This window comes from Nonomuraea sp. NPDC054003, from assembly GCF_055585125.1.
Genome location: NZ_JBVJKR010000015.1, coordinates 76,116 through 95,049, shown reverse-complemented (window position 1 = coordinate 95,049; position 18,934 = coordinate 76,116). Strand labels below are relative to the sequence as shown.

Below are 18,934 nucleotides of genomic sequence, written 5' to 3'. Positions count from 1 at the left end.
TCGGGATGTACTACGACGCGGGCGTCTGGGACGCGGGCTTCTGGCCGGGGAAGACGTCGCTGATCTCGTCCTCGGTCCAGCCCTGGCGCGAGATCCGCTGAAGCTCGTCGGTCACCGGCTTGCGGACGGCCTGGTAGCTCGCCAGCGCCTCCTTGACGGAGCCGGCGTCCTTGAGCGCGTCGGCGAGGGCGCCGGCGTCCAGGATCGCCGAGTTGGCGCCCTGGCCCTGGTGGTGCAGCATCGAGTGGGCCGCGTCGCCCACGAGCACGACGGAGCCGGAGTGCCACGTGCCGACCGGGTCGATGTCGTAGACCGCGCGGCAGTTGACGGCGTCCATGTCGAGGCCGCGGGTGATGTCCACGATCCGCTCGTCGAAGCCCTCGACACACTTCAGCAGGTCGTCCTTGGTGACCTTGGGCGCCCAGGTGCTGTCGGGGCACAGGGCGGTGATGTCGAACGAGACCTGGTCGCGGTGGCGCAGCGGCAGGAAGTAGACCTTCGTGCCCCGGCCGATGTACATCCGGAAGTTGTCGTCGACGGCCATCCCGTGGGCGTCGCCGACGGGGATCACGACGCGGTAGGCGTGCTCGCCGGAGAACACCGGCCGGTTGTCGCCGAACAGCCGCGCGCGCACGACCGACTTGATGCCGTCGGCGCCCACCACCAGGTCGGCGGTGGCCGACGCGCCGTTGGCGAAGGTCAGCGTCGCCCTGTCGCCCTCGTCCTGGATGCCCTCCAGCTTGTGGCAGAGGTGGACCATGCCCTCGGGGAGCACGCTCAGGAGGGCCTCGATGAAGTCGCAGCGGTGGATCAGCCGGGTCTTCTCGCCGAAGGTGTCGATCTCCGGCCAGGCCTCCTTGATGATCGGCTCGGCGGTGGCGGTGAGGATCTCGAAGTAGTCGCTCGGCGAGCTCACCTTCGCGATCGCGTCGAAGATGCCCCACTGGCGGAACCGGTCCATGGTGGACGGCCGCAGGCCGATGCCGGCGCCGACCTCGTGGATCCGGCTCGCCTGCTCGTAGACGTCGACGGTGGCGCCGAGGAGGCTCAGAGCCTTGGCCGCGGCGGCGCCGGCGTACCCCGCGCCGACGACGGCGATCTTCAGGTTCTTCAGGTCTGAGGGCTGCATGCTTGTGGTCCTTGTCAGTTCTGGATCGTCAGGAAGTCGGCGGGGTTGTCGACGAAGATGGTGGTGATCGTGGCCTCGTCGAGGCCGGCGGCACGCAGGTCCGGGATGAGGTCCTCGAAGATGTAGTTGACCGTGTGGCCCTTCACGCCCGGCCAGCCCAGCGGGCTGCAGTTGGCGTCGGCCGAGGCGAGCACCTTGCCCAGGTGCCCCTGACTGATGAAGCGCAGGAAGTGGTCCAGCCGCTCCTTGCGCGGACGGGCCCAGAAGGGCGGGTCCTCCAGCTCGGTCTCGTAGCCGAAGGTGTCGAACCCGATCCGGCCGCCCTGCTCCGCGATCCAGGTGTCACGGGTCTTGTCGGCGTTCACCCCGTCGTCGACGTGCCCGAACAGGACGCGGTCGAGCGGGAGGCCCTCCTCTGTGAAGATGGCGATGGCGTTCTCGGCGTCGATCGCCAGGTGGGTCAGGATGGGCACGCCGGTGGCCAGGGCCGCGCGGGCGGCGGCGCGGTAGATGCGCTTGTCCAGGTCCGTCATGCGGCCGCCGCGGCTCACGCCGACCTTGATGATGCCGGCGCGGCCGCCGGTGTCGCCGATGCCCACGGTGATCTCGTGGACGAAGTGCTCGGTCAGGTAGCCGACGCTCGCCCGGGCGAAGAACGGCAGCGCGGTGTCGCCGCCGACGAAGCCGGTGCTCGCCACGATGTGCACGCCGGTCTTGGCCGACAGCGACCTGTAGTAGTCGACGTCGCGGCCGTTGCAGATGCCGGTCGCGTCGACGAAGGTGCCGCCGCCGTACTCGTGGAACCGGCGCAGCTTCGGGACGGTCTCCTCGTACCGCTGCTCGGGGGTCTTCCACCACTTCGTGTCCAGCTCGGAGCCCGGCATGCCGTACCCGATGTGCTCGTGGACGGCCACGAGACCGAGTTCCTCGGCCGGGATCGGCCCCAGGACGGTGTTCACTCTCGACACAACACTCACCTTCGAAGCTCTTGCGGGCTGTCGCGCTCAGCGCACCGACAGCAGGTCGCGGGGGTTGTCCACGAGGATCCGCCGGACGTCCTCGTCGCCGAGGCCCCGTGTCCTGAGGAGGGGGACGAACGTGGTGAGGACGTGGCTGTAGCGCACGTCGTTGGCGGGGTGTCCCTTGGCGACGCCGGTCGCGTTGCTGGAGAGCAGGATCCGGTCGCGGTGGCCGGCCTCGATCAGCTCGGCGACCAGGGCGGCGCGTCCGGCGTCGGTGACGTGGGCGTCGTCCTCGGTGCCCACGTGGTCGAGGGCGACGTAGGCGCCGCGGGCCGCCACCGCGAGCGGCGCGCCGGCCGCGACGGCGTTCCTGCGGTCGAGCCCGCCGACGACGACGCGCCCGGCGGGCAGCTTCTCGTCCAGGACGACCTCGAGATCGTGTACGGCGTCGCCGCCATAACGGATGGACACCGGGACGCCGGTGGCGAGGGCGGCCCTGGCCGCGCCGCGGAACAGGCTCTCGTCGGTCGCGGTCATGCCCGAGGAGGTCGCGGCGGTGGCCATGAGACCGGCGGCGCCGCGCCGTTCGACCCGGGGCACCACCATGCCCTCGGTGACCTCCTTGGCGAAGAGGTCGGCGAACTTCTCGGCCGGCCAGGGCGTCGGCGGGTTGGTCTGCGGCGTCAGGAAGTAACCGCCGAGCAGCTCCTCGGGGCCCTGGCCCGTCGACGCGACGATGTGCACGCCGGTGGCGCGCGAGAGGGTCTCGTAGAGCCGCACGTCGCGCCCGTGGAACATGCCGGTGCTGTCGACGATCGTGCCGCCTCCATGGCGGCGGAAATCCGTCAGCTTCGCGGCCAGGGTCTCGAAGATCTCGGCGCGGTCGAGGGTGACGTCGAACGCGTGCTCCGCTCCCGGGAACACCGACAGCAGGGCCTCGTGCACCGCGACGACACCCAGCTCCCGCGCGGGAACCGGGCCGAGGACGGTGTTGACGGTGTCGGTCTGGTCGCCCATCACTGCCACTCCTTTCGGGTTTCAGCTCGGGTCTCAGCGAGTGACCGCGTCACCCCGCACTGTGAATCGTGGCATCTGGTTTTACATTGTGTCAAGCAAATGTCCGCCACGTAAATTTACCTATCCATTCGTACTGGACAGGTCGGCGTCGTGCTTCGCGCCGAAGAGCCCGAACAGCGTCAGGGCCGCGGCGGCGGCGGCGCAGAGGGCGGCGACCAGGAACGCGAGGCTGTAGGCGCTGCCGAGCGACTCGAGCGCGAGCGTGCGCAGGCTCTCGGGCATCGGCACCGGCGGCGTGTCCGGGCCGGCGCCGGGTACGACCGGCATCGAGTTGATCGCCATGGCGCCGCTCCCGTTCGCGATCCCTCCGGCGACGTCGGTGTACGGCGGCTGGAGGCCGGACGCGCCGAGTGCCCCGCCGAAACCGGCGCTCATGTCGCTGTTCGCCCGGCTGACCGCGAACGCGGCGATGAGCACCGGGCCGAGGGCGAAGCCGAAGTCGCGGAGCAGGTTGGTGGTGGCGCTGGCCATGCCTGCGAGCCGCAGCGGAACGGTGTTGATCGCGACCGCCGTGATCGAGCCGACGGTGAGCGCGAAGCCGACGCCGAGCGCCAGCATCGGGGCGATGAACCGCGTCCAGTCCATGTCGTGGACGTCGAAGGTCGAGCACCAGACGCCGCTGACGGCGATGAGGGAGAAGCCGGCGGTGAGCACCCAGCGGGGCGAGAAGTTCCTGATCAGGTGGGAGACGATCGGCACCAGCACGAAGGCCGGGCCCTGGATGAACAGGAACAGCACGCCGATCTTCAGGGCGCTCTGGTGCTGGATCGCGCCGAGCCAGATGCTCATCGAGTAGCAGGTCGCGAGGAACGCGAACATGCCGACCACCGTGGCGATCGCGACGACCGCGTAGGAACGGTTGGCGAAGATGCCGAGGTGCAGCAGCGGCACCTCGGTGCGCAACTCGATGACGACGAAGGCGCCGAGGAGCGCGACGCCCAGGACGAAGGCGCCGATGATCTCGGGGCGGGCGAACCCGGCTTCGGAGCCCTGCGTGGCGGCGAAGAGGATGGCGATCAGGCCGAGGGCCAGCGTGACCTGGCCGGGGACGTCCAGCTTGCGGCCCTCAGGCGCCGAGGAGTCGGCGGCGAACCGGGTGATCACGATCGAGATGACCGCGGCGGCGACCACGACGAGGTACGACGCCCGCCAGTCGCCCTGCTCGGCCAGCCATCCGCCCATCAGCGGGGAGATCGCCGCACCGATCGAGAGGAAGCCGGCCCACACGGCGATGGCCTTGGACCGGGCCTCCTGCGACGGGCTGGCCGCGGCCAGCATGGCCAGCGAGATCGGGTAGAGGATCGCGGCCCCGAAGCCCGCCACGGCCTGCCCGATCCACAGGGCCTGGACGGTCTCGGCGACGTAGCTGACGAGCGAGCCGGCCACGGTCAGCAGAGCGCCCGTCTGCAGCAGCCGCTTGCGGCCGAACAGGTCGCCGAGCACGCCGGTGGTCAGCTCGAAGACGACCATGGGGATGGCGAAGGCGGCCGTGACCCAGGTCAGTTGGGCGCCGGTGGTCTGGAACTCCTGGTGGAAGGTGCCGTTGAGGGCGCCGGGCAGTGAGTACGCCACCTGCGCGAGGAGGACGGCGAAGCAGCCGGCGATCACCGTGGCGGTGTGGCCCTGCTTGCGCGCAGCGGTCTGCGTCATCGCGGTTCTTTCTTGTCCACAGGCCGGACCGGTTCCGGCCGCGCTCGGGATCGGCCACCCGTGTGAGCCCGATCACCTCATTGGCGTGCAATGTGTCATATGACTTGACACTCCATCAAGTGTTTGAGCGGTACGTATTGAGAACGATCAGTGAGAGTGGAAGGCGGCCGGGGTGCTCTATGCTGGCCGCATGGCGACGCTCCGTGCGGCACAGAAGGAGATGACGCGCAAGCTCCTGCTCGACGCGGGTCTCGACCTGTTCGGGTCCAAGGGCTACGCGACGACGACGGTCGACGACATCGCGTCGGCGGCGGGGACGACGCGGGTGACCTTCTACGCGTACTTCCCGTCCAAGGTCGAGCTGATGAAGGCCCTCATCTCGGAGCGGCTCAACGCCGCGCTCGACCGGACCCCGTCCACCGAGCGCGGGTCCACCGAGCGCGAGCTGGTCGACGTGGTCGAGGACGGCTCGCGCGAGCGGATCCGCGCGTGGCTGGCGTCCACCTCAGAACGGTGGGACGTGATCCGCCCCTACACCACGGCCGCCTTCGAGGCCGCCGCCGTCGACCCCGACATCCGCGCGCTCCTCGACGAGTGGCTGAACGAGGCCACCGGCGACATCAAGGAGGGGCTCGACCGCGCCGGCCGGTTCTCCGCCGGCACCCGCCACTTCCGCGGCGTCGTCGCCATCACCGAGCTCGATCATGTCGCGCGCCACTGGAAGCCGGGCACCTGGGGCGTCGAGCGCGACGAGATGCTGGACGTCCTCACGGAGAGCTGGTTCGGCACGATCGGACGCCACTAGCCTGCCCCCATGAGCCGAACGCCGGGCCCCGCGTTACGCGGCGCCGCCTATCTGGGAGCGGTGCTGGTGTCCGCCGCCCTCCTGCTGGTCGCGCTCGTGGCCCTGGCTCCCACGGAGGACGACCGCTTCACCGGCTCGGTCGCCGGCATGGAGGCGGTCGCCCGCTCGCTGGCCGAGGGTGAGGAGCTCGGTGAGCGGACCGTCGGCGGTCTCACGTTCGAGAGGGTCTTCCGCGAGAACGGCCTGGTCTACTTCGAGCTGGGCCGGGGGTGGCTGGGGGACCGCGCCCACGGCTATGTCAGGAGCCCCCGAGGGCGGCCGGACGACGCCGATCACGTGACGGGCCCGTGGTACCGATACCGGGATGCCGAGGGCTGACGCAACCGATGGTTGCGTGTCGGGGGGTTCGGCTGCTAGCTTGATGTGCAACCAAAGGTTGCGCGTCTAGGGGGAGCGGGCGTATGGAGTACGGCAGCATCGAACGGGAGATCCACGTCGACGCCTCGCCCGAGGTGGTCTTCGAGGTCGTCAGCCGTCCCGAGCACATCGCGCAGTGGTGGACGGACGACGCCGACTTCGAGGCGGCTCCCGGTGCCGTCGGGGAGTTCGTCTGGGGTGACAGGGCGGTCGTCTCCCCGATGACCGTGGTCCAGGTGGAGCCGCCCCGGCTGTTCTCGTTCCGCTGGTGCTATCCCGACGGCAAGGCTGCCGAATCCCTGCTGGTCACCTTCGAGCTCACCCCGTCGGGCACGGGCACGAGGATCCGGCTCACCGAGACCGGGTTCCGGGAGATGGGCTGGGAGGCTGCCAAGCTGGCTCAGATGTACCGCGAGCACGTCGAGGGCTGGGACACCTTCGTTCCCCGGCTCGGCGCGTACGCGGCGCGCCTGGTGTCGGCTCCATGACCGCCGCCGTCGACGACGACCTGTGGTCCGCGGTCGGTGACCCGACCCGTCGGCGGATGCTCGACCTGCTCCTGGCCGACGGCAGCGGCACCGCCACCAGTCTCAGCGAGCGGCTGCCCGTTACGCGGCAGGCCATCGCGAAACACCTCGTCGTCCTCGACCGCGCCGGCCTCGTCCACGCGGCGCCCGCCGGGCGGGAGAAGAGATACCGGGTGGACGAGGCGCAGCTCGCCCGCGCCGTGGCCCAGCTGTCCTCGGTGGGGGCGGCGTGGGACGCCAGGCTCCGGCGCATCAAGCGGATCGCCGAGACGATCCAGCGCGAAAAAGATCACCAGTGAATCGATGGAAGGACCGGCAATGGCAGACATCTTGCACAGAGTGGGGATCAAGGCGCCGGCGGCCGACGTCTATGAGGCCCTGACCACCGTCGAAGGGCTCGCCGGCTGGTGGACGGCCGACACCCGGGGCGAGGGCGACGTGCTCCGGTTCAGGTTCGGGACCGACGGGTTCGACATGAAGGTCCTCGACGCCCGCCCCGGCGAGCGCGTGCTGTGGGAGGTGGTCGGCGGGCCCGAGGAGTGGATCGGCACGCACGTCGGCTGGGACCTCGATCGGGCCGGCGACTACACCGTCATCCTCTTCAAGCACGCGGGCTGGAAGGAGCCGGTGGAGTTCATGCACCACTGCAGCACCAAGTGGGCGGTCTTCCTCATGAGCCTGAAGTCGCTGGTCGAAACCGGGAAGGGCGCCCCCGCCCCCGACGACGTGAAGATCGACAACTGGAACTGACTGCCAAAAGGGAGTAACGCCCCTTTTGTCCCCGTTTGAGCGCTATGTGACTTGGCCGTGGCCGGAGCTCCTCAACACTGGAGATCAGGGAATCCGTGGTCCGGAATCTCGGGCACGCCATACGGGCTCCGCCGTCGGGCGGGTCCCAAGGATCTCAGGGGGACCATCGTGAAGCACTTGCTCATCGCCGCGGCCATGACACTGGCCGCCACCGTGACGGGTACCGCCGGCGCGTCCGTCACCTCGCCCGCGCCCCAGCCCACGAACGGAGGCAGCCCGTCAGGCCCGGGGTGCGCGGCCATCGAGGGCAGCCTCAAGGACATCGCCGACAAGCCGGTCGGGACCGCACTCACCCAGGTGCCGGAGCTCTCCACGCTGGCCAAGGCGGTCGAGGAGGCCGGCCTGACAGAGAAGCTGAACTCCGCCGAGGAGATCACCGTGTTCGCGCCCACCAACGAGGCGTTCCAGGCTGTCCCGAAGGAGCAGCTGGACCAGCTCATGGCGAACAAGGAAGAGCTCACCAAGGTTCTCCAGTACCACGTCGTCCAAGGGAAGCACATGGCCGCCGACCTGGAGGGCGCGCCGCTCACCACCCTTCAGGGCGGGGACCTGACGGCGAAGGCCTCCGGTGAGGAGATCACGGTCAACGACGCGAAGGTGGTCTGCGCCGACGTGCCCACGCGTAACGCCACCGTCCAGGTCATCGACAAGGTCCTGATGCCCCAGTAGGGCAGGACAGACGCCCACGGCGCACGCGGCGCGGTCTCGCGCCGCGTGCGCCTCATCTTCCGGTCGGCATCGACCTCAGGCACAGCGCGGCCGCCCAGGTCCAGATGGCCGCGCCGCCGACGACCATCAGGCGGAAGTCCTGCGCGGGGAACGCGGCGAACCCCAGGACGAGGTAGGCCACCGGTGCCAGGACGCTGTAGAGAGCCCAGCCACGTTGACCGGCGCGGGCGAACCGGCGGGCGAACACCAGGCACGCCACGCTCAGCGCGAGGCCCATCCCGACCGGGGCGAGATTGTGCAGCATGCCGTGCCAGCTGACCTCGCCGGGGCCGTCAGGGGTTCCGACGGGATATCCCTCGGCCGGGTCGGTGGGGAAGACGCCGGCCCAGATCAGGCTCGCGCCGTAGACCCCGATGAGCCAGGTGCCCCAGGCGCGGCCCGGCGTCCCGGGCCGGAGCGTACGGCGCAGACCGGCGACGGACGCCAGCACCAGCAGCCCGCAGAGCACGAAGGTGAACGTCTGGATCCAGCCGTAATCACCCAGGCTGAGCATGCTGAGCGGGTGGCGCCGGGCGTCGAACCCGTCGCGGGTCATGGCCTGCGCCACGATCAGCAGGACGAACAGCGGCCCCGCGGCCACTCCGCAGGCGAGCAGGGCGCGGGTCGTGCGCAGGGGTGGCCGGTCAACGGCGGTGTCGGAGGACATGGTCGATCTCCATCGGTCGGTGGCTGATTGCAAAAATGAGCTTGTACGTAAAAATATCCTTTGTCAACAAGGTCGGCAGAAGGACGTCGATCAGCCGTGAGCAGTGATAGGTATGGCCCTGCGAGGGCCCGAGACAGCCGCCTCAGGCGGCGGACGAGGGGAAAGGGGAAGATCCGCGCCTTTCCACTTCCAACCTATAGCGCACCCCAGGGCTTGCGGCAAGACCCGGGTCGTGCCGCAGAATCGTCGGCCGGGGCCAGAACCTGCGGAAACTTGGGGGGCGCACGTGCGTTTCGGAGCTGTTGACACGAACCCGCTGACCACCAGCGCGTTCGACCTACCCGGCAACCTCGCGCCCAAGGCGGACCCGGCCTTGATCGCCGGCGACGAGCGGCACTTCGCGGCCATCGCGGAGAGCCTCCGGCAGACGATCGCCGAACTGTCCGACCGGCTCGACGCCACGCGGAAGGCGCCCGGCGGCAAGGGCCGGGCGGCGCTGGACCGGGACCTGGAGGTCCACCGGCTGTCCGCCCGCCTGCGCGCGCTGCGCCGGTTCGGTCTCGACCTGTGCCTCGGGCGGATGGTCGGCGCGGACGACCCCGAGCCCGTGTACGTCGGACGGCTCGGCCTGACGGACGGCGAGGGTCGCCGGCTGCTGCTCGACTGGCGCTCACCGGCGGCCGAGCCGTTCTTCGGAGCCACCCACGCCAACCCGATGGGCCTGGCGAGCCGCCGCAGGTACCGCTGGACGCGTGGCCGGATCAGCGACTACTGGGACGAGGTCTTCACCTCCGACGGGTTCGACGGGCACGCCGCGCTCGACGACCAGTCGGCCTTCATCGCCAGCCTCGGCGGCAACCGGTCGAGCCGGATGCGCGACGTGCTCGGCACCATCCAGGCCGACCAGGACGCCGTCATCCGCGCCGGATCCCGTGGCGCCCTCGTCGTCGACGGCGGTCCCGGCACGGGGAAGACCGTCGTCGCGCTGCACCGTTCCGCCTACCTCCTCTACTCCGACCCCCGGCTCGGCCACCGCAGGGGCGGCGTGCTGTTCGTCGGCCCGCACCAGCCCTACCTGGCCTACGTGTCCGACGTCCTGCCCAGTCTCGGCGAGGAGGGCGTGCAGACCTGCACCCTGCGCGACCTCGTCGCCGAGGGTGCCGCCGCCGGGGTCGAGACCGACCCGGAGGTGGCCCGACTGAAGGCGTCCGCGGACCTGGTGAAGGCGATCGAGCCGGCCGTCAGGTTCTACGAGAACCCGCCCACCGAGGAGATGACGGTCACCACCGACTGGGACGAGGTCCGGTTGAGCGCCGACGACTGGGCCGAGGCGTTCGAGGCGCCGGAGCCCGGCACCCCGCACAACGAGGCACGCGACCGGATCTGGGAGGAACTCCTCACGATCCTGGTGGACAGGCACGAGGTCGAGGCCCCGGCCGACCTGATCCGAAGGTCGCTGCTGCGCAACCGGAGGCTGCTCACGACCTTCAACCGCGCGTGGCCGATCATCGAAGCCGCCGACCTCGTCGGAGACCTGTGGACCGTGCCCGCCTACCTGCGGATGTGCGCCCCCTGGCTCAGCCCCGACGAGGTGCGGAAGCTGCGGCGCGCGGACGCCCAGGCCTGGACGGTGTCCGACCTGCCGCTGCTGGACGCGGCCCGGCAGCGGCTCGGCGACCCGGAGGCGTCACGCCACAGGCGCCGCCAGGAAGCCACCCTCGCCGCCGAGCGCGAGCGGATGTCCGCGGTCGTCGACCACATGATCGAGGCCGACGACGACGGTGAGGGCTCGGTGATGATGCTGCACGGACAGGACATCAAGGACGCCCTGGTCGACGAGAGCATGCTGCCCGGCGTCGAACCGGACCGGCTCGCCGGCCCGTTCGCGCACGTCGTCGTGGACGAGGCCCAGGAGCTGACCGACGCGGAGTGGCAGATGCTGCTGCTCCGCTGCCCGTCCAGGAGCTTCACCATCGTCGGGGACCGCGCCCAGGCCAGGCACGGGTTCACCGAGTCGTGGCAGGAGCGGCTGGAGCGGGTCGGGCTCGACCGGGTCAGCCTGGCCTCGCTGACCATCAACTACCGGACGCCGGAGGAGATCATGGCGGAGGCCGAGCCGGTCATCAGGGCCGCGCTCCCGGACGCCAACGTGCCGACCTCCATCCGGAGCGGCGGCGTCCCCGTCGCGCACGGGTCCGCGGGTGAGCTGGACTCGATCCTGGACGGCTGGCTCGCCGCGAACGCCGACGGGACCGCCTGCGTCATCGGCGATCCCGCGTTCCGGGCGACGTCCCGGGTCCGGTCGCTGACCCCGGAGCTGGCGAAGGGGCTCGAGTTCGACCTGGTCGTCCTGGTCGACCCGGAGGCGTTCGGCGAGGGCGTCGAAGGAGCGGTCGACCGCTATGTCGCGATGACCAGGGCGACCCGGCAACTGGTCGTCCTCACGACACCCTAAAGCAACCCCCCTTCCGATCTCCTGACGGCCGGGCCGCAGGACGCCTTAAGGGATCCGTAAGCAGGTCCGGCGAAGCTGTCGGTACGACAGAACGGCGCGGCCGGACAGCCCCGCCCCTTCCCCGGAGGACCGTCATGAGGACGATCACCGCAAGCCTGTTCATCTCCCTCGACGGCGTCATCGACGAGCCGGCGGAGTGGCACTTCCCGTACTTCAACGAGGAGATGGGCGCCGCCGTGACGGAGGGCATGGCCGACACCGTGCTCGTGGGCCGCAAGACCTACGACAGCTTCGTGGGCGCGTGGCCGGAGCGGGAGGCGGCGGGCGGCGAGGACGCCGACTTCGCCAAGACCCTCGGCGACGCGCGGAAGATCGTGGTGTCGCGCCAGTCGCTGGAGTTCACCTGGCGCAACTCCGAGCAGCTGCGGGGCGACCTGATCGAGGGCGTGACCGCGCTGAAGAACGAGCCGGGCGGCCGGATCGCCATGAGCGGCTCGGTCTCGGTGGTCCGCCAGCTGCTGGCCGCCGGGCTGCTGGACGAGCTGCACCTGCTGGTGCACCCGATCGCCGTGCGCAAGGGTGAGCGGCTGTTCGACGAGGGCGGCGACGCCATCCCGCTGGAGCTGGTCAAGTCGCAGACGTTCACGACCGGGGTGCTGTCCCTGGTCTACAAGCCCGAGGGCGCCTGACCACGGCCAGCTCTACAGCCTGTAGAGTGAGCGCTTCCTCCAGGTGAAAGGGTGCGGCATGCTGCGCTGGTTCAGGATCGTTGCGGTGGCCGAGGCGTGCTCGTGGGCAGGGCTGCTGATCGGCATGTTCTTCAAGTGGGTGACGGAGACCACCGAGCTCGGGGTGAAGATCTTCGGGCCGGTCCACGGAGCGCTGTTCGTGCTGTACGCGGCCGGGGTGGTGCTCGCGGCGCGTGAGGCCGGCTGGAGCCGCGGCACGGTGGTGCTGGGCCTGGCGTGCGCCGTGCCGCCGTTCACCTCGCTGTGGTTCGAGCGCCGCATGGCGTCGCGCATGGTGACGCAGTCCTGATCCGAGCCCTTCAGTCGCAGGTGTAGCCGGACGGCAGGGCGTCGCCGCTCGGGCGGCTCACCTGGAAGCCGACGCTGGTGGTGCGGGCTCCGGCGGCGAGGGTGCCGTTGTGGGCGACGTTCCTGATGGTCACGGTCTGCCCGCTGGTGGTGACGGTGCCGTTCCACGAGCCGGTCAGCGTGTGGCCGGCCGGGAGCGTGAAGGTCACCGTCCATCCGGTGATCGTCGAGCTGCTCGTGTTGGTGATGGTCAGCGGCTGCACGACGTAGCCGGTGCTCCACTGGGTCTGCACGGTCGGGACGGCCGTGCAGGTCCCGCCGGACGGGCCGGGCTGCGTGGTGACCTGGGCGGTGTTCGATACCGGCGAGGTGTTGCCGGCGGCGTCGCGTGCCCTGACCTGGTAGCGGTAGGTGGTGTCCGGCGTCAGGCCCGTGTCGGCGTACGAGGTCGTGGCCGAGGTGCCGACCTGGGTGAACGTGCCGCCGCTCGGCCCGGGCGCGCGCAGGACGTCGTAGCCGGCCAGGCCGGTGTCGTCGGTCGAGGCCGTCCAGCTCAGGCTCGTGCCCGTGGCCGTGGTGCCCGAGGCGGCGAGGCCGGTGGGGGCGGTCGGCGGGGTGGTGTCGCCGGAGCCGCCGAGCGCCGGGGTCTGCCAGTCACGCCACTCGGCGAGGTTTCCCCGCTTGCTGGGGGAGATCCGCATCGAGCCCGTGTGGCCGCCCGTGTTCCGCAGGAACTTCTGGATGGTCTGCTGCAGCGGGGTGCGCCATTCGGACCGGGTGGCGCAGTGGTTGCCGTCCTGGACGTCGGACCAGTAGGTGATGTTCGCCTCCGCGCCGAGGGCCTTGTAGACCTCCGCCCCGCCGAGGGCGCCGACGCTCGCCGACCTGGCGGCCAGCCAGTCGATGTGCGGGTTGTCCATGACGAACAGGCCGCGCGGCGCGATCATCGCCACGACCGAGTGCGTGTCGACCGGCAGCCTGGCCGGGTTGCCGGTGAAGGACCCGAACGCGTCGCCCAGCCACGGCTGCTCCCCGTAGGCGCTGCTCAGCGGCTGGGCGCCGCTCTCGCCGGGGATCGCGCGGAAGGCCGCGAGACCGCCGCTGCCCGGCTCGATCGGCATGGTCAGGGCGATGCGCTGGTCGAAGGCGCCGGCCACGAAGGCGCCCTTGCCGTACCGCGAGCAGCCCGTGACGCCGGTCGCGTCGGCGGTGAGCACGCTGCCGCCCGACTGCTCGATGACGTCGATGATCCGGCTCACGCCCCACGCCCAGGCGGCCAGCAGTCCCGTACCGCTGGAGGAGCCGTAGACGTTGTAGAACGCGCCCTGCTTGCTGGAGCGCGGCGTGCCCTCGCGCCCCACCGCGAGGGGGTCGTAGGTCACGACGGCCGCGCCGGCCGCCTTGATCGTGGCCGTGTCCGCGCCGAGCCCGCCCAGGACGATGACGGCGGGGAACGGGCCGGAACCGCTCGGCAGGTCGACGCCCGCCGAGAAGCTCGCGCTCCTGCCGTTGTGCGACACGTTCACGGTGATGCCGGTGCGTGACACCGTCCCCGTCACCCCGGACGGCTTCGCGGGCTTCTCGCCGTAGACGAACCTCTCCGCCAGCGCCTTGATCTCCGCCCGGCGGCACCGCCACTCGGACCTGGCGGAGACGCGGGTGCCGTTCAGCTTCATGAACGGGTCGGGAAGCCGGGAGACGGTGGGCAGGGACCCCTCGCCGGGCAGGCCGGACACCGCGCAGTCGGCGCCCTCGTCCTCGACCCCGGCGGCCGCGACGGCCTCGGCGGAGGTCAGCGCCACGGCCCCGGCGGCCGCGAGCGTCACGGCCGCCGCCAGCGCGACGGCTCTCGTACGGATCCCGATGATCACCGGAGCTCTCCCTTGCGGTGAGGGGTCGGTGATCAGTCTGAGAATCCTCCCGAAACATGTCAATCAAGAGCCGAAATTTTCGGTCGATACGATCACGCAATCCATCCATGAGCTGGCGATATGCCTCTGGCTGAAACGAGTTCAGAGGCCCAGGTAGGCGCGGCGCACCCGTTCGTCGCCCGCCAGGTCGTCGCCCGACAGGGTGATGACCCCGCTCTCGATGACGTAGGCGCGGTCCGCGAGCGCCAGCGCCTGGGCCGCGTTCTGCTCCACCAGCAGGATCGCGACGCCGCTCTCGCGGATGCGCCCGAGCGCGGCGAAGACGGCGCGGACCATGAGGGGGGCCAGCCCGACCGACGGCTCGTCCAGCATGAGCAGTCTGGGCCGGGTCATCAGCGCGCGCCCGATGGCCAGCATCTGCTGCTCGCCGCCGCTCATCGTGTCGGCCCGCTGGTCCAGCCGTTCGGCGAGCCTCGGGAACAGCTCCAGCACCCGGTCGGCGGGCTCGCCCGTGTGGTAGGCGCCCATCGCCAGGTTCTCCGCGACGGTGAGCGGGCCGAACAGCGCGCGGCCCTCCGGGACCTGGACGAGCCCGCGCCGCACCACCGCGTGGACCGGCAGCCCGGACAGCTCCTCCCCGTCGAACACCACCCGGCCGGCGGTCGGCCTGAGCAGCCCCGAGGCGACCCGCAGCGTCGTGGACTTGCCCGCGCCGTTGGCCCCGACCAGCGCGACGATCTCCCCGGCCGCCACCTCCAGCGACAGGCCGTGCAGGACCCGCAGGCCGCCGTATCCGGCGTCGACGCCGTCAAGCGAGAGCATCATCGGAGTCCTCTCCCAGATAGGCGGTCACGACGCGGGGATCGCGGGCGATCGCCGCGGGCTCCCCCTCGGCGAGCACGCTCCCGCGATCCAGCACCAGCACCCGGTCGGCCAGCCGCATCACCGCCGGCATCACATGCTCGACCAGGACCAGCGTCATGCCCTCCGCGCGCAGCTCGCCCAGCAGGGTGATCATCGGCTCCCGCTCCGCCGGGGTGAGCCCGGCCAGCACCTCGTCCAGCAGCAGCACCTTCGGCCGGAGCGCCAGCGCCCTGGCCAGCTCCAGCTGCTTGCGCGCGGCGGCCGGCAGCTCCCCGGCGGGCCGCGACAGGTAGGCGCCGAGCCCGATCCTCTCGATCGTCCCGGTCGCGGCGGCGACGGCCTCCTTCCTGGTGCGGAGGTGCGCGCCGGCGGCCACGGTCACGTTGTCGAGGACGGACAGGGCGGGGAAGGGCCGGGTGAGCTGGAACGTGCGGACCAGGCCGGCTCTGGCGCGCAGATGGGCGGGCCGGGCGGTGACGTCCTGGCCGTCGAACAGGATCCGGCCGCTCTCCGGCCGCTGCTCGCCGGAGATCACCGAGAACAGCGTGGTCTTGCCCGCGCCGTTGGGCCCGATGACCGCGTGGATGGTGCCCCGCTCGACCTCGAACGTCACCGCGTCCAGCGCGCGCAGGCCGCCGAACGCCTTGCTCACCCCCTCCATGCGCAGGATCATCGCGACCTCCTGGCGAAGCCGCCGTACAGACCGCGTGGCATGGCCAGGACCACGACGATCAGGAGCACGGCGTACATGATCACGTCGAGCCCGCTGCGGCCCTGGAGGAAGGAGAGGAACTCGGGCGGCGTGCGGACCACCGTCGCGGCCACGTCCGACAGCGGGGCCAGCACCGCCGCGCCGATCAGCGGCCCCCACACCGTGCCGACGCCGCCGATCACCGCGGGCAGGATGGCCTGGATCGACACCGACGGCCCGAAGGCGAGGTCCGGGCTGACGAACAGGTAGTAGACGGCGTAGAAGCCGCCGGCGACCGAGGTGAGCGCGGCGGAGACGCCGATCGCCAGGATCTTGTGGCGGACCACCGCGACCCCGGCGGCCGCGGCGGCCGTCTCGTCCTCGCGCACGGCCACCAGGTTCAGCCCCGCCCTGCTGCCGAGCAGCACGATCACCGTCGCCACGCACGCGAGCGTGAGCAGCAGCGCGACCCAGAAGTACGCGGGGTCGCCGACGTCGAACCGGAGCGTCCACCACCCCTGCTCGCCGGTGACGGGCAGGGTGAGTCCGACCGCGCCGCCCACGAGCTCGGAGTTCAGCGCCGCCAGCCTGAGCATCTCCGCGAAGGCGAAGGTGGCCAGCGCGAAGTAGGCGCCCTTCAGCCGGTAGCGGACCGCCAGATAGCCGGTGACGACGCCGAACAGGCCGGCCACCGCCATCCCGGCGAGCAGCCCGAGCCACGGCGAGAGCCCCAGCTCGACGGTCAGCAGCGCCGTGGTGTAGGCGCCCAGCCCGAAGTAGGCGGCGTGCCCGAAGCTGAACAGGCCGCCGAACCCGCTCATCAGGTTCCAGGCCACGGCCATCATCGCGAACATCAGCGCGCGGACGGCGACCGCCTCCTGCGCGGGCGGCAGCAGCAGGGGCAGCGGGGCGAGGGCCACGCCGATCGCCGCGAGCACGACGAGCCTTCTGATCACGCGGGCCTCCCGAACAGGCCCTGCGGGCGCCAGAGCAGGACGAGCACGAACACCGCGAACACCGCCAGCAGCGGGCTCTGCCCCGGCAGGTAGATGCCGCCGAGCTGCTCGGTCAGGCCGACGATCAGCCCGCCCGCCACCGCACCGGGAACGCTGCCCAGACCGCCGAGCACCACGACGACGAACCCGATGATGTTGAACAGCTCACCGGCGGTCGGCTCGACGGTGACGAGCGGCGTCACGAGCGTCCCCGCGGCCCCGGCGCAGGCCGTGCCGGCGGCGAACGTCAGCGCGTGCAGCCGCCGCACGTCGAGCCCCACCAGCGAGGCGCCCTCCGGGTTGGCGGCCACCGCCCGGATCGCGGTGCCCAGCCTGGTCCTCGTCAGCAGCAGCCACACCGCCCCGGCCAGCCCCATCGCGCCGGCGAACGCCAGCACCCTGCTGAGGTCGGCCACCGCGCCGAGGACGCGCAGCGGGGTGTCGAAGGAGACCGCGACCGTCCTGGTGTCGCCGGAGAAGGCCAGCAGCAGGGCGTTCTCCAGCAGCATCGCGATGCCCAGGGTCAGCAGGAGCTGCGCGGCGAGCGAGCCGCCCATCGTCCGGCTCACCAGGTGGCGCTGCACGGCGTAGCCGAGACCGAACAGCAGCGGCACGCTCACCAGCAGCGACAGGTAGGGGTTCAGCCCGGCGCCGGTCGCGAGCAACGCGGTGGCGTACATCCCCAGCGTCATGAAGGCGCCGTGCGCGAAGTTGACGATGTCGAGCACCCCGAAGATCAGCGTCAGGCCCATCGCGACCAGCGCGTAGACCCCGCCGAGCAGCAGACCGGTCAGCACCGCCTGGGCGGTGACCGATCCGCTGCCCGAGCGGGCCCACGCGCCCGCGACCACGGCCACCGCCACGAGGATGCCCAGGCCGGCGCGCGAGATCAGGTGGTTCACTCCGCGGCGGGCCTCGGCTCGGCCACGGCCTTGGCCGCGGGATGCACCGGGACGACCTTGCCGTCCTGGACTTGCAGGACGATCGGGGTGGCGTTCTCGTTCTGCCCGGACTCGTCGAACTGGACAGGGCCGTCGAACGCCATCAGCGTGTCGAAGGAGATCCCGGCGAGCGCCTCACGGATCTTCGCCGGGTCCCGGCTGGCCGCCTTCTCCAGGGCCGCGGCCACGAGCCTGACGCACTCGTACGAGGTGAAGGGGATGAAACGCAGTTCCTCGCCGTACTCGGCCTGGAAGGCGTCGAGGATCGCCTTCGACTCCGGCTTGGTGGCGTCGTAGTTGAAGTTGGAGTCGTAGACGCCCTCCGCGGCTGCGCCCCCGTCGCGCGGGAAGACCGGCGAGCTGAAGGCGCCGTGCGAGACGCCGAGCACGATCTTCACGCCGGGCTGGACCGACGCGATGGCCTTGGCGGTGAGCAGGCCGTCGCGGTAGTAGCCGGTGACCGCGAGCGCGTCCACCCCGGCGGCCTTGACCTTGGTGAGCTCGGTGGTCAGGTCGGCGGCCTTGAGCGCGTCGTAGGTGATCCGCGGGCCGACCTGGAGGCCGAGCTTGGCCGCCTCGTCGGTGAACGACTCGTACGTCGAGGATCCGTAGTCGGTCTGCTCGTGTAAGTAGGCGACCTTGGTGATCTGCTGCCCGGTGCGGTCGGCCAGGTCCTTGAGGTAGCGCGCGCCGTACCTGCCGAGGGTGTCGGAGGAGGGCTGGAGCCGGAAGGTATAGGTGTAACCCTGCTTGAGTATGTCGTCGGCGGAGGCGACGTCGATGACGAACGGCACCTTGTTCCGCTCGGCCACCGTGGCGACCTGCGCGGCGACCGCGCTCTGGTAGGGCCCGACGAGCGCCACGGCGCCCGCCTGGGTGAGGCGCTGCGCCTCGCTCTGGCCGATCTCGGGCTTGCCCTGGCTGTCGGCGTCCAGGATCTCCAGCTTCGCGCCGCCGAGCGACTTGATGCCGCCGGAGTCGTTGATCGCCTTGGCGGCGAGTTTGATCGCCTTGGACATCTGCTGGCCGTCGAAGGCCAGGGCGCCGGTGAGGGGGTGGATGGAGCCGATCTTGATGGTGCCCGACGCGTCCGGCGAGGCCGGGGCGGCCCCGCCGGGAGCCGAGCCGCCGCAGGCCGTCAGGGAGAGAGTCAGGAGCGTGCCGATGGCGATACAGGACTTGATACGCATGGCGTCGTCCTCGGGGGGTTGCCTCGGTTCCATCTTCTGGAACGCTGTTTCGCTGATGTTGGCAGCAGGCGCGCGCCGCGGTCAAGCGACTTGTCCCGTTGATCCAGCGCCTGTCAACCTGCTGTGAAGTGGCGCAAG

At 70.9% G+C, this 18,934-nt stretch carries 20 protein-coding genes; 9 read left to right on the top strand and 11 right to left on the bottom strand.

All coding sequences use genetic code 11. The annotated features are described in order from the left end of the window. Positions 1-10 precede the first annotated feature (10 nt). The 4 genes from ACZ6YG_RS33930 to ACZ6YG_RS33915 all read right to left on the bottom strand — a co-directional run bounded on the left by ACZ6YG_RS33930 (position 11) and on the right by ACZ6YG_RS33915 (position 4,818). Positions 11-1,129 (bottom strand): FAD-dependent monooxygenase, encoded by a 1,119-nt coding sequence (locus ACZ6YG_RS33930; protein WP_466020255.1) that lies wholly within the window; start codon positions 1,127-1,129, stop codon positions 11-13. 14 nt (positions 1,130-1,143) lie between these two features. After that, positions 1,144-2,097 carry a phosphotriesterase family protein gene (locus ACZ6YG_RS33925; RefSeq protein ID WP_148035238.1) on the bottom strand — a complete coding sequence of 318 codons (954 nt, stop codon included), beginning with the start codon at positions 2,095-2,097 and terminating at the stop codon, positions 1,144-1,146. A 36-nt stretch (positions 2,098-2,133) separates the two neighbouring features. Continuing rightward, positions 2,134-3,108, bottom strand: coding sequence for a phosphotriesterase family protein (locus ACZ6YG_RS33920; RefSeq protein WP_466020254.1), 975 nt, complete (start codon positions 3,106-3,108; stop codon positions 2,134-2,136). Between the two features lie 120 nt (positions 3,109-3,228). Then, the gene (locus ACZ6YG_RS33915; protein ID WP_148035236.1) at positions 3,229-4,818 is read right to left on the bottom strand and encodes an MFS transporter; all 1,590 of its coding nucleotides are present in this window, start codon (positions 4,816-4,818) and stop codon (positions 3,229-3,231) included. Positions 4,819-5,008: 190 nt separating this feature from the next. On the opposite strand from ACZ6YG_RS33915, the gene ACZ6YG_RS33910 reads away from it, so the two are divergent. The 6 genes from ACZ6YG_RS33910 (at position 5,009) to ACZ6YG_RS33885 (ending at position 8,046) form a co-directional block, all read left to right on the top strand. Further along, entirely contained in the window at positions 5,009-5,623 is a 615-nt protein-coding gene (locus tag ACZ6YG_RS33910; RefSeq protein WP_466020253.1) for a TetR/AcrR family transcriptional regulator, read from the top strand. A 9-nt stretch (positions 5,624-5,632) separates the two neighbouring features. After that, positions 5,633-6,001 carry a hypothetical protein gene (locus tag ACZ6YG_RS33905; RefSeq protein ID WP_466020252.1) on the top strand — a complete coding sequence of 123 codons (369 nt, stop codon included), beginning with the start codon at positions 5,633-5,635 and terminating at the stop codon, positions 5,999-6,001. A gap of 83 nt (positions 6,002-6,084) precedes the next feature. After that, on the top strand, positions 6,085-6,528 hold the full coding sequence (locus ACZ6YG_RS33900; protein ID WP_148035233.1) for an SRPBCC family protein: 444 nt from the start codon (positions 6,085-6,087) through the stop codon (positions 6,526-6,528). Next, positions 6,525-6,866, top strand: coding sequence for an ArsR/SmtB family transcription factor (locus ACZ6YG_RS33895; protein WP_148035232.1), 342 nt, complete (start codon positions 6,525-6,527; stop codon positions 6,864-6,866). The genes ACZ6YG_RS33900 and ACZ6YG_RS33895 overlap by 4 nt, the downstream gene beginning before the upstream one ends. Positions 6,867-6,885: 19 nt before the next feature. Next, positions 6,886-7,317: an SRPBCC family protein gene (locus tag ACZ6YG_RS33890; protein ID WP_466020251.1), complete on the top strand. Its 432-nt coding sequence runs from the start codon at positions 6,886-6,888 to the stop codon at positions 7,315-7,317. Positions 7,318-7,485: 168 nt separating this feature from the next. Then, the gene (locus ACZ6YG_RS33885) at positions 7,486-8,046 is read left to right on the top strand and encodes a fasciclin domain-containing protein (RefSeq protein ID WP_466020250.1); all 561 of its coding nucleotides are present in this window, start codon (positions 7,486-7,488) and stop codon (positions 8,044-8,046) included. 52 nt (positions 8,047-8,098) lie between these two features. Here ACZ6YG_RS33885 and ACZ6YG_RS33880 read toward each other — a convergent pair whose 3' ends face one another. Beyond that, the gene (locus tag ACZ6YG_RS33880) at positions 8,099-8,752 is read right to left on the bottom strand and encodes a DUF998 domain-containing protein (protein WP_466020249.1); all 654 of its coding nucleotides are present in this window, start codon (positions 8,750-8,752) and stop codon (positions 8,099-8,101) included. Positions 8,753-9,038: 286 nt separating this feature from the next. On the opposite strand from ACZ6YG_RS33880, the gene helR reads away from it, so the two are divergent. From helR to ACZ6YG_RS33865, 3 genes are all read left to right on the top strand, one after another. Beyond that, the gene (helR, locus tag ACZ6YG_RS33875) at positions 9,039-11,207 is read left to right on the top strand and encodes an RNA polymerase recycling motor ATPase HelR (RefSeq protein ID WP_466020248.1); all 2,169 of its coding nucleotides are present in this window, start codon (positions 9,039-9,041) and stop codon (positions 11,205-11,207) included. A gap of 134 nt (positions 11,208-11,341) precedes the next feature. After that, positions 11,342-11,896, top strand: coding sequence for a dihydrofolate reductase family protein (locus ACZ6YG_RS33870; RefSeq protein ID WP_219546733.1), 555 nt, complete (start codon positions 11,342-11,344; stop codon positions 11,894-11,896). Positions 11,897-11,954: 58 nt separating this feature from the next. Next, positions 11,955-12,245, top strand: coding sequence for a DUF3817 domain-containing protein (locus tag ACZ6YG_RS33865; protein ID WP_219546732.1), 291 nt, complete (start codon positions 11,955-11,957; stop codon positions 12,243-12,245). A gap of 10 nt (positions 12,246-12,255) precedes the next feature. Here ACZ6YG_RS33865 and ACZ6YG_RS33860 read toward each other — a convergent pair whose 3' ends face one another. The 6 genes from ACZ6YG_RS33860 to ACZ6YG_RS33835 form a co-directional block, all read right to left on the bottom strand. Beyond that, the gene (locus tag ACZ6YG_RS33860; RefSeq protein ID WP_466020247.1) at positions 12,256-14,115 is read right to left on the bottom strand and encodes a glucuronyl esterase domain-containing protein; all 1,860 of its coding nucleotides are present in this window, start codon (positions 14,113-14,115) and stop codon (positions 12,256-12,258) included. Between the two features lie 141 nt (positions 14,116-14,256). After that, entirely contained in the window at positions 14,257-14,940 is a 684-nt protein-coding gene (locus ACZ6YG_RS33855) for an ABC transporter ATP-binding protein (protein WP_271275654.1), read from the bottom strand. Continuing rightward, positions 14,924-15,652 (bottom strand): ABC transporter ATP-binding protein, encoded by a 729-nt coding sequence (locus ACZ6YG_RS33850; RefSeq protein WP_219546762.1) that lies wholly within the window; start codon positions 15,650-15,652, stop codon positions 14,924-14,926. Before ACZ6YG_RS33850 ends, ACZ6YG_RS33855 begins: the two co-directional genes overlap by 17 nt. Further along, on the bottom strand, positions 15,649-16,626 hold the full coding sequence (locus ACZ6YG_RS33845) for a branched-chain amino acid ABC transporter permease (RefSeq protein WP_222709219.1): 978 nt from the start codon (positions 16,624-16,626) through the stop codon (positions 15,649-15,651). The genes ACZ6YG_RS33850 and ACZ6YG_RS33845 overlap by 4 nt, the downstream gene beginning before the upstream one ends. Continuing rightward, positions 16,623-17,567, bottom strand: coding sequence for a branched-chain amino acid ABC transporter permease (locus ACZ6YG_RS33840; RefSeq protein WP_219546730.1), 945 nt, complete (start codon positions 17,565-17,567; stop codon positions 16,623-16,625). Before ACZ6YG_RS33840 ends, ACZ6YG_RS33845 begins: the two co-directional genes overlap by 4 nt. Next, a complete protein-coding gene (locus ACZ6YG_RS33835) occupies positions 17,564-18,796 on the bottom strand; it encodes an ABC transporter substrate-binding protein (protein ID WP_271275658.1) in 1,233 nt (410 codons plus the stop codon). The genes ACZ6YG_RS33840 and ACZ6YG_RS33835 overlap by 4 nt, the downstream gene beginning before the upstream one ends. Positions 18,797-18,934 lie beyond the last annotated feature (138 nt).

Excerpts from the sequence above, each read along its gene's own strand:
- ACZ6YG_RS33895 (WP_148035232.1), top strand. The coding sequence starts at position 6,525 with ATGACCGCCGCCGTCGACGACGACCTGTGGTCCGCGGTCGGTGACCCG.
- ACZ6YG_RS33930 (WP_466020255.1), bottom strand. The coding sequence starts at position 1,129 with ATGCAGCCCTCAGACCTGAAGAACCTGAAGATCGCCGTCGTCGGCGCG.
- ACZ6YG_RS33915 (WP_148035236.1), bottom strand. The coding sequence starts at position 4,818 with ATGACGCAGACCGCTGCGCGCAAGCAGGGCCACACCGCCACGGTGATC.
- ACZ6YG_RS33880 (WP_466020249.1), bottom strand. The coding sequence starts at position 8,752 with ATGTCCTCCGACACCGCCGTTGACCGGCCACCCCTGCGCACGACCCGC.
- ACZ6YG_RS33900 (WP_148035233.1), top strand. The coding sequence starts at position 6,085 with ATGGAGTACGGCAGCATCGAACGGGAGATCCACGTCGACGCCTCGCCC.
- ACZ6YG_RS33855 (WP_271275654.1), bottom strand. The coding sequence starts at position 14,940 with ATGATGCTCTCGCTTGACGGCGTCGACGCCGGATACGGCGGCCTGCGG.
- ACZ6YG_RS33865 (WP_219546732.1), top strand. The coding sequence starts at position 11,955 with ATGCTGCGCTGGTTCAGGATCGTTGCGGTGGCCGAGGCGTGCTCGTGG.
- ACZ6YG_RS33850 (WP_219546762.1), bottom strand. The coding sequence starts at position 15,652 with ATGATCCTGCGCATGGAGGGGGTGAGCAAGGCGTTCGGCGGCCTGCGC.
- ACZ6YG_RS33870 (WP_219546733.1), top strand. The coding sequence starts at position 11,342 with ATGAGGACGATCACCGCAAGCCTGTTCATCTCCCTCGACGGCGTCATC.
- ACZ6YG_RS33835 (WP_271275658.1), bottom strand. The coding sequence starts at position 18,796 with ATGCGTATCAAGTCCTGTATCGCCATCGGCACGCTCCTGACTCTCTCC.
- ACZ6YG_RS33910 (WP_466020253.1), top strand. The coding sequence starts at position 5,009 with ATGGCGACGCTCCGTGCGGCACAGAAGGAGATGACGCGCAAGCTCCTG.
- ACZ6YG_RS33890 (WP_466020251.1), top strand. The coding sequence starts at position 6,886 with ATGGCAGACATCTTGCACAGAGTGGGGATCAAGGCGCCGGCGGCCGAC.
- ACZ6YG_RS33920 (WP_466020254.1), bottom strand. The coding sequence starts at position 3,108 with ATGGGCGACCAGACCGACACCGTCAACACCGTCCTCGGCCCGGTTCCC.
- ACZ6YG_RS33905 (WP_466020252.1), top strand. The coding sequence starts at position 5,633 with ATGAGCCGAACGCCGGGCCCCGCGTTACGCGGCGCCGCCTATCTGGGA.